The sequence below is a fragment of the Variovorax sp. AC103 genome (assembly GCF_979254005.1).
On record NZ_CEEDFC010000122.1, the window covers coordinates 1 to 231 of the forward strand.

1 protein-coding gene is annotated in these 231 nt (G+C 69.7%); it reads right to left on the bottom strand.

Translation table 11 applies throughout. The features are described from left to right. A partial coding sequence (locus tag AC0IYU_RS35040) for a flagellar M-ring protein FliF C-terminal domain-containing protein (RefSeq protein WP_472127018.1) occupies nucleotides 1-231 on the bottom strand: 231 nt, incomplete at both ends.

Sequence of the window (231 nt, forward strand, 5' to 3'; positions counted from 1 at the left end):
ACGTTGAGCGAGTCGCCCCGCTCCTGGCTGAAGCCCATGGCTTCCTTGGCCAGGTTGCGGATCTGCTCCGCCTCGGCCGGCGTCAGCGCGCGGCTGGTGGTCTTGCCGGCCGTGTCCACGCTGTCGCGGTGGTTCACCACCACGGCCACCGACAGGCGCGTCACGCCGCCGGCGGATTGCTGCACGTGGCGGATGGTGCGGTCGAGCTCGTAGTTGGTGGTGGTGTCCTTG